The organism is Ruminococcus sp. 210702-SL.1.03, from assembly GCF_020559915.1.
Classification (GTDB): Bacteria; Bacillota; Clostridia; order Oscillospirales; family Ruminococcaceae; genus YE71.
Window position 1 is genome coordinate 23057 of the sequence record NZ_JAJCLZ010000026.1, and the last position, 7501, is coordinate 30557.

Genomic DNA, 7501 nt, shown 5'->3' on the forward strand with positions numbered 1-7501 from the left:
ATAACTTGATTATATTGTAACATATTTCACATACTTTTTCAAGTCTTGCGTCGAATTTTTATGCAGATTTTTCTCGATAAACTCATTTTGTCGCAAAAAAAGACCTCTCCATGATGTATATGAAGAGGTCTTTTAAATTATTCTGTTTTGCCCGCTAAAATTACGGTACTAAAGAGGAATCCTCAGCCTTAGAATCCGCTGCGGAAGAATCAGCCGCGCTCTCGTCAGCAGCCGAAGATGGATCAGCAGCCGCAGCCGCTCCGGATGAACCGTCGGGCAGCTCGGTAACAGTTCCCTCTTCCTTGAGGGTCTTCAGCAGCTTCTTGAGATTTGTGTCGCCAACGGTGTTGAAGTAATCGTCGGCGCTCAGTTCCTCGTTGTAAGCGCTGCAAAGCTTGCCGTCTGCTACCATAATGTTGCTGTCATAGATGTAAACATAAGCGGTAGCCTTTTTCTTGTCCTTGAGGGTCATGCTGATCTCGTAGATCCTGCCGTAGTAATTGTAAGTGCTGTCAGCGATAGATCCGCTTTCAAATCCTTCAGGATTGATAACGTACTGACCTATCTCCTTCATATCGTCAACGGTCTTTACGCTGTCATCGAGCGAGATGCCGCCGGTGAGGTAGGAACCGCTGATGTTGTCCTTGTAATCCTCAGCCTTTGACTTGAATATCTCGTCTGCCGAGGTGGTGTCAGCCTTGGTCGAGGTGGAAGAGAGGTACTTAGGCGCGGTAGCTTCGTCGATGGTGTATTCCTTAACGTAGTAACCGTCGCTGTTGGTCTCGCCCTTCAGCTTGTAACCTGCCTCTGCAAGTGAGCTGTAAGCGTAGCAGGTAACGGTGAATGTATCGCCCGCCTTGTAATTTCTGTCATAATCGTAGTTTTCGATAGAGTAGCTTACATAATCCTTGATCTTGGAATCATCAGCAGCCGAAGCGCCTCCAACGTGCAGGTAAGGCAGCGCGCCGCTGTAATCAATGGTGAATGTGCCCTCTGCAAAAGGATCTATCTCGTTAAGACCCTGAAGTCCTTCTACCTTGTAATCTTTAGTAGCTTTATCCTCAAAAGGCCAAATGTAGCACTTAGTCTTGGTCTTGCCGTCCTTATCCTTTACCGCTTCGCCGTTTTCGTCATACTGGGTCTCCTCGAACCAAAAGCCCTTAGACTTATCATCTTCGTCGAAATAATGCTCGTCGTAAGAATAAATGCTTGCAGTAACGGTATATGTATCGCCGTTCTTGAGGTCAGCGCTGTAAGAATAATCGTAATCATAGCTTACGAGGTCGCGGTACTTAGCGCTCTCAGTATCTACATTTACGTTCACATCGCCCTCGTAGCCCTCGAAAGTAACGTTAACGCCCTCGAAAGGATCAATAGTTTCAGCCTCATCAAGACCCTTTACCTCTACCTCAAACTCGGTGTTGGTAAGCTTTACGTTAGCCTCTTTAAGGTTATCCTCGTCGTACTCTACGGTGATCTTTACCTTATCGCCGTTTTTCAGACCCTCGGTCTTAGAAGCCTTTACTTTGATAGCGTATTCTTTGTCTGCGCCATAGTTAAAATAATCGTCGCCATAAGACTCATCGTCTTTTACCTTCTTGGTATCCAGGATAGCGTCGCGCATATCCTTAGCGTCGCCGTAATCGTCCTTAGCCTTTTCGTAAGCCTTTTTCAGTGTCTTTTTATCGCCGCTGAGATACTTGCTGTACTTCTTAGCATCGCTGTCCTTGCTCTTTGAAGAGCTTGCAGCTTCGTCATCATTTTTATAAACATATTCCTTGTAAGCTTCCGGCATACGAACATTTTCCCCATATACCAGATCGGGGTCTACGTTTAAGAAAGCCGAGCACTCGCCGTAGCCCTCAGGGCCTGAGAAATCAATGTAAACAAGATCCTTAGCGTCGATTTTCTCGTACTTAGTTACCTGCTTTACTATAATAGCAGCCACAATTATGACCGCTGCCGCCGCCGCTGCTGCGACTGCTATCTTTACTACGTTCTTGTTTCCGCCGCTTACCGAAGCGCCGCCGTTATTGAAAGCGGGCGCGCTCTGGGGCATCGACTGGGGCTGCTCGTAAGTGTGTGTTTCTACGCTTGCCGCCTGTGCCTGGGGCTGTTCCTGAGCAGGAACTGGATTTTCGCTCTGTACCTCAGCCGCGTTTGCCGCAGGCTCTGAATTTACCGCCGCGCCACAGTTACCGCAGAATATTTCGTTATCTCCGAGCTGTGCGCCGCAATTACCGCAAAACTTTGCCATTATATTTACCTCCATGATAATTACATTTAGTTTACTAAACTTATCATTGAATATTATAATATATATTTAAAAAAATGTCAATAGTTAAAACAACAAATATTTCAATATATTATGCCATTATGCTGTAAGTTTGACGAAAGGCAAAAGCGCGTTTTGTCAACCTCAGGCTGACAAAAACGCGCCATGCTCACAGCACATATTTTCAATATATCTGCGCAGACTAAAATACGCTGCGAAAATGCGGTATCTGGCTCTCATAGACCAGAAACGCCCAAAAACGTATCGAGCGCAGCTCGGAAACAAATTCTTCGCTCTCCTCGTCTAGCAGCGGCTCTAATTTCGCCACCGAATAAGAAATATCGTCCAGCGTGGAAGAGCGGGTAAGGAACGAAACTTTCACATAATATTCGCCCCAGTATTCCTGCAAGCGCTCCACGCTTTCGTATACGCCGTCTGAGCCTGCCTCATACTGCGCCATGCAGTCGTCTATCCGCTCATAAAGCCCGCTGTTGCACCGCTTTAGCATATAGAGCGAGCCGCAGGAGAGCGCTATCAGCGCCGCGAATATCCCGCAGCAGAGGATAATTCTTTTCATAAGCTATATCTCCTTGCGTATCAGCGTGTAGTTTTTATCCGCGCCGCAGGTCATTATGAACACCTGCGCGAGGGTGCAGCCCTCTTTTTTCAGCACGCCCTCAAGCCACTCGCTGTCCGCGCCCACCGACTGCATAGCGTGCTCGAGCGGCTCGCCGTCGTTGACTATCAGCATAGGCGGGTCGGCGGCGGGCTTGTTCCTGCCGATGTCTTTTACCGTGGCGGGCTGTTCGGCGGGCTTGACGTATGCCGAGATCTGCCCCGTGGTTTCCACCACCGCCAGCTGCACCTGCGAAATATCGAATATCCCCTGCCCGCGCAGCGCTTCAAAAATGTCGTCCACCGTAAAGCGCAGCTTTTTCATAACGCGCTGGTCGAGCACACCGCCCGAGATTATTATTTTCGGCGAGCCGCAAAGCACCCGCCTGAACCCGCGCGAGCAGAGCGAAAGGTATGAGAAAAAAACGTCGATGCACACTATCGTGAATATCGGCACAAGCCCCATCAGCACCGGCAGGTTTATATCCTCTATCGGCAAAGTGGCTATGTTTGAAAGCATTATCGTGACTACCAGCTCGCTGGGCTGAAGCTCGCCAAGCTGCTTTTTGCCCATCAGCCGTATGCAGAAAATTATCACTATATAAAGTATCACCGCGCGAAACAGTACTATCAGCATATCGTAAACGCACCTCCGCTGATATTTTTGCCCGCCGCGCCCGCGAATATTCGCCGCGGAAATGTTTATAATATCATCATTACAAAATTTCGACAAAAAGGAGGACTGCGGCGATATGCAGATCTCATACGAAAATTTCGAGGACGTGCATTTGGCGTCTTCGGTCAGCGAAAACATACTCGCCCTGCGCACCCTGCTGGGCAACACTATGGATTTAAACGTCATGGATATTGAGATAAACGGCGTGCCCTGCGCGCTGATCACGATAGAAAATATGGTATCTGCCAGCGCGATGAGCGAGCTTATCTTCCGCCCGATGATGGGCTTAGAGGGCGGCGAAGCCGACACGCACGAAAAGATAATGGACTTTATCACCAGCCGCAGCCTTATGACCGCAGAGCGCATAATGGTGTACACCTTTGGCGAAACGGTGCTGCAGCTTTTCTCGGGCTTCGCGCTGATATTCGTAGAGGGCGAGAACACCGCCGCCGCGCTGGGCATACAGGGCTACGATAAAAAGTCGATCTCCTCGCCCACCAGCGAAAACAACGTGATGGGCTCGCAGGAAGCTTTCGCCGAGGTGATACGCACAAATATCTCGCTGATACGCCGCCGCATAAAACACCCCGCTCTGCGCTTTGAGATGACGCAGACGGGCAAGCTGAGCAATACGGATGTCTGCATAGCGTATATCCGCGGCAAGGCTGACGAGAAAATGCTCGCCGAGATACGCCGCCGCATAAGCTCTATCAAGCTCGACAGCGTTTTCGGCGCAGGCTACATCCGTCCATTTTTAGAGGACGACGCGGCTAAGCGGCTGTTCTCGGAGATAGGCGTTACCGAGCGCCCGGACAAGCTTTGCGCGAGCCTTATCGAGGGAAGGATAGCCGTATTGGTAGACGGCACGCCCTTTATTATGATATGTCCGTACACTTTCGCGCAGTATTTCAGCAGCATGGACGATTACGCGAGCAAGAGCTTTTTCGCGTGGTTCTTGAAATTCATACGCTATTTTGCATTTCTGCTCGCCACCGCTTTCCCCGGTATTTACCTCGCAGCGGTGAATTACAATCCAGAAATGCTCAACATGAAGCTGCTGGCAAACCTTTCCGCAAGCGAAAAAACTACGATACTGCCGCTATTCAGCGAGCTTATAATAATAATGCTCCTGCTCGAGATCATGCGCGAAGCGAGCATACGCCTGCCCTCAGCGGTAGGAACGGCGATGTCGATAGCGGGCGGACTAATCATCGGCGACTCGGCGGTAAAGAGCGGCATAATCTCTTCACCCCTGCTGATAATCGTCGGCGTTACCGCCACGGCTTCATTCGTGCTGCCCTCATTCAATCAGCAGACAACGGCGCTGCGGCTGGCTTTCATAATGGCGGGCGGCTTTGCGGGATTTTTCGGGATAACGGTATGCACTGTCATGAGCGTTGCGAACGTCTGCTCACAAAGCTTTTCCAACGTAGTCTTCACCGCTCCCGCCTCGCCGCTGATAAAAGATCAGCTTCCCAACGCCTTTGGCAGAAAGTCCTTTATGCGAATGGCGCGCGACGACACTAAAATGAGCGACCTGACCTCGCCCGAAACACCGCGCCGCAGCGGAGGTAGATAACGAATGAAAAGCATTTCAGCATACCAATTCGCCGGCGCTATGATAGTAGTCCGCATACTCGCGCTGGCGCTCTATATACCCTCTGAAGGCGAAAATCCCGTGGTCACGGCGCTCGCCCTGCCGATACTTGCGCTGGCGAAATACGCACTGCTTGCGCTCACGATCCGCGCTTACGAAAAGCAGACTTTTACACGCGGAGCGGCTGTTTGCTCGGCGATATTGGCGGGGGCACTGCTGATAAGCATTTGCGGCGCTTTCTCACAGTCTGTCGAGACCGTATACCCCGACCGTTTCAGCAGGCTGGGGATAACGGCGGTATTCTTCATCATCGGCGCATACGTTGCTTCTATGGGTGCGGCGGGCACGGTGCGCACGGCGGGAATATTTCTATTCGCGGCGGCGATATTCAGCGCGACACTGCTCTTTCAGACGCGCGGAAGCATGCTCACCGACCGCATAACGCTTTACAGCCCCTCGCCTCTGCGCGACCTTGAAAGCGCTCTGCGAAACCTCACGGCGTACTCGGCAGACGTTTTCATCTTCGCGATGATGCTGCCGTATGTGCGCAGTTCGCCGAAAAAAGCGGCAGGGATATACCTCACCGCAGATGTTCTGATATGGCTTGTCTTCGCAATGGCTTACGCCGCGATAATGGGCAGGCTTTACCCGCGCTCGGGCTACTCGTTTTTCGCGATAGCTTACTGCACTCAAGGCTTGCTCATCGACCGCGCGGACGGGATATTTTTCTGCGTAGTTTCAGCCGCGGCGATCATCGTATGCGCACTGCTGACAGGCATTCTAAAAAACGCCATGAAGTATGTTTTTACATCTATTCGCAGTGACGAAAAGACCTACCTCTCGGCGGCGGGCGTGCTGACGGCTGCCGCTATCTCGCTGAGCGGCTTTGGTATAGAGCTTAGCAAGTACGCAGGCGTGCTTGCAGCGGCAGTCTGGATAGCCCTTGCTGTATACGCGCTGACGGGAATATTTTCGCGGAAATACCGCGCGGCAAAAAATACGGAAGCCGAAAAGGAGGGCGAATGATGAAACGTAAATACTATTTTCTGATAATAATGCTGCTGTCTGTCGTCTACTTTACAGGCACGCAGCCGCCCGAGATCGCCGATAGGATAATGGTGCACGCCATTGGTATAGACGTCGAGGAGGAAGGCTACCGCGTTACCATGCAGACTTTCACGCCGGAATCCAGCGGCTCCGAGACCTCGATAGACCCATCGCAGCCGAACGTCAGCATAGTTTCCGACAGCGGCAGAACGGTCGGCGAGGCGATACGAATCTGTTTCAACCGCTTAGGCGGCAACATTTTCATCGGTCAGAACCAAATACTGCTGTTCGGGCGCGGCGTTGACCTTTCGCAAAAGGAAGACCTCTTCGGTTACTTCCTTTCGTCCTCCGAAACATTTCTGAATGTCGACTGTGCTTCAGCTGAGAACACGGCGGAGGAGATACTGCGCACGCCGATCACGGGCAACGCGATAACCTCAGACAAGTACCCCGAGATGATACGCTCCGCTTCGGACAACGGCAGGTGCGTAGAAGTCAGCTTCACCGAGCTGCTTGACAGAATAAATTCGCACGAAAAGACGCTGGTGCTGCCGACATTTTCGCTATCTCAGCAGACTTCGAGCGATTCAGAGGGTGGCGAAAGCTCGAGATGTGAAGAGAAGAGCGATAAACTCGAAGAGCGCAGGCTGAAGATCAGCAGCGGGGCGGTATACGCCGACGGAAAATTCCGCGCCGAGATCTCCGCCGAGCAGATGGGGATTTACGGCATGATCTGCGGCAGCGGCGAAAACGTGCACGCCGAGATCAGCGGCGGCGGACGAAAATACAGCGAAACTTACCGGATCAGCAGCCGCGCGGTGACAGCTTCGTCCGAAGGCGAAGAGATAGTTTTCTGCATAAGCGCCCGCGCGATACCATTAGACTCGCAGATGTTTGAAGCTATTTCCGACCGCACCGATTCTGAAACGGCGGCGAAGCGCGAGATAGAAAAGAAGGCTGCGGCTTTCGCCGAAGCGATGTGCGCGGAGTTCACGCCCGAGATATTCGGCGCAGATTATTTCCTCATGCGCCACTATCCGCAGGTCTACCGTCTGTATGCCGACGACCCCGAAGAGCTGTACCGCCATGTGCGGATAGCAGTTGAGATAGAATAAAAAAAGACCGCTCACAAATCGTGAACGGTCTGATTTTTTTTGGAGGCGCCACCCAGACTTGAACTGGGGATCAGGGAGTTGCAGTCCCACGCCTTACCACTTGGCTATAGCGCCTAAAAAAGAGCGGATTACGAGGCTCGAACTCGCTACCTCCACCTTGGCAAGGTGGCGCTCTA

6 protein-coding genes and 1 tRNA gene are annotated in these 7501 nt (G+C 51.6%); 3 read left to right on the plus strand and 4 right to left on the minus strand.

The window, feature by feature from the left end:
* Positions 1–160: 160 nt before the first annotated feature.
* The 3 genes from LI114_RS11135 to LI114_RS11145 all read right to left on the minus strand — a co-directional run bounded on the left by LI114_RS11135 (position 161) and on the right by LI114_RS11145 (position 3527).
* Complete coding sequence (locus LI114_RS11135) at positions 161–2257, minus strand: zinc ribbon domain-containing protein (protein ID WP_227220712.1); 2097 nt, start codon at positions 2255–2257, stop codon at positions 161–163.
* A gap of 220 nt (positions 2258–2477) precedes the next feature.
* A complete protein-coding gene (locus LI114_RS11140; RefSeq protein WP_227220713.1) occupies positions 2478–2852 on the minus strand; it encodes a DUF4363 family protein in 375 nt (124 codons plus the stop codon).
* A 3-nt stretch (positions 2853–2855) separates the two neighbouring features.
* Positions 2856–3527, minus strand: a complete 672-nt coding sequence (locus tag LI114_RS11145) for a DUF421 domain-containing protein (RefSeq protein WP_227220714.1) — start codon at positions 3525–3527, stop codon at positions 2856–2858.
* A 115-nt stretch (positions 3528–3642) separates the two neighbouring features.
* On the opposite strand from LI114_RS11145, the gene LI114_RS11150 reads away from it, so the two are divergent.
* Genes LI114_RS11150 through LI114_RS11160 form a run of 3 tightly spaced genes read left to right on the plus strand, consistent with a single transcriptional unit; the run spans position 3643 to position 7325 of the window.
* Positions 3643–5145, plus strand: a complete 1503-nt coding sequence (locus LI114_RS11150) for a spore germination protein (RefSeq protein WP_227220715.1) — start codon at positions 3643–3645, stop codon at positions 5143–5145.
* 3 nt (positions 5146–5148) lie between these two features.
* Positions 5149–6189: a hypothetical protein gene (locus LI114_RS11155; protein WP_227220717.1), complete on the plus strand. Its 1041-nt coding sequence runs from the start codon at positions 5149–5151 to the stop codon at positions 6187–6189.
* Positions 6186–7325 (plus strand): hypothetical protein, encoded by a 1140-nt coding sequence (locus LI114_RS11160; protein WP_227220718.1) that lies wholly within the window; start codon positions 6186–6188, stop codon positions 7323–7325. Before LI114_RS11155 ends, LI114_RS11160 begins: the two co-directional genes overlap by 4 nt.
* A 40-nt stretch (positions 7326–7365) precedes the next feature.
* Here LI114_RS11160 and LI114_RS11165 read toward each other — a convergent pair.
* A tRNA-Cys gene (locus LI114_RS11165) sits at positions 7366–7439 on the minus strand.
* Positions 7440–7501: the final 62 nt, after the last annotated feature.

What these genes read in the sequence shown, in the direction of transcription:
- LI114_RS11145 (WP_227220714.1), bottom strand. Translation starts at nt 3,527, where the DNA reads ATGCTGATAGTACTGTTTCGCGCGGTGATACTTTATATAGTGATAATT.
- LI114_RS11140 (WP_227220713.1), bottom strand. Translation starts at nt 2,852, where the DNA reads ATGAAAAGAATTATCCTCTGCTGCGGGATATTCGCGGCGCTGATAGCG.
- LI114_RS11135 (WP_227220712.1), bottom strand. Translation starts at nt 2,257, where the DNA reads ATGGCAAAGTTTTGCGGTAATTGCGGCGCACAGCTCGGAGATAACGAA.
- LI114_RS11150 (WP_227220715.1), top strand. Translation starts at nt 3,643, where the DNA reads ATGCAGATCTCATACGAAAATTTCGAGGACGTGCATTTGGCGTCTTCG.
- LI114_RS11160 (WP_227220718.1), top strand. Translation starts at nt 6,186, where the DNA reads ATGATGAAACGTAAATACTATTTTCTGATAATAATGCTGCTGTCTGTC.
- LI114_RS11155 (WP_227220717.1), top strand. Translation starts at nt 5,149, where the DNA reads ATGAAAAGCATTTCAGCATACCAATTCGCCGGCGCTATGATAGTAGTC.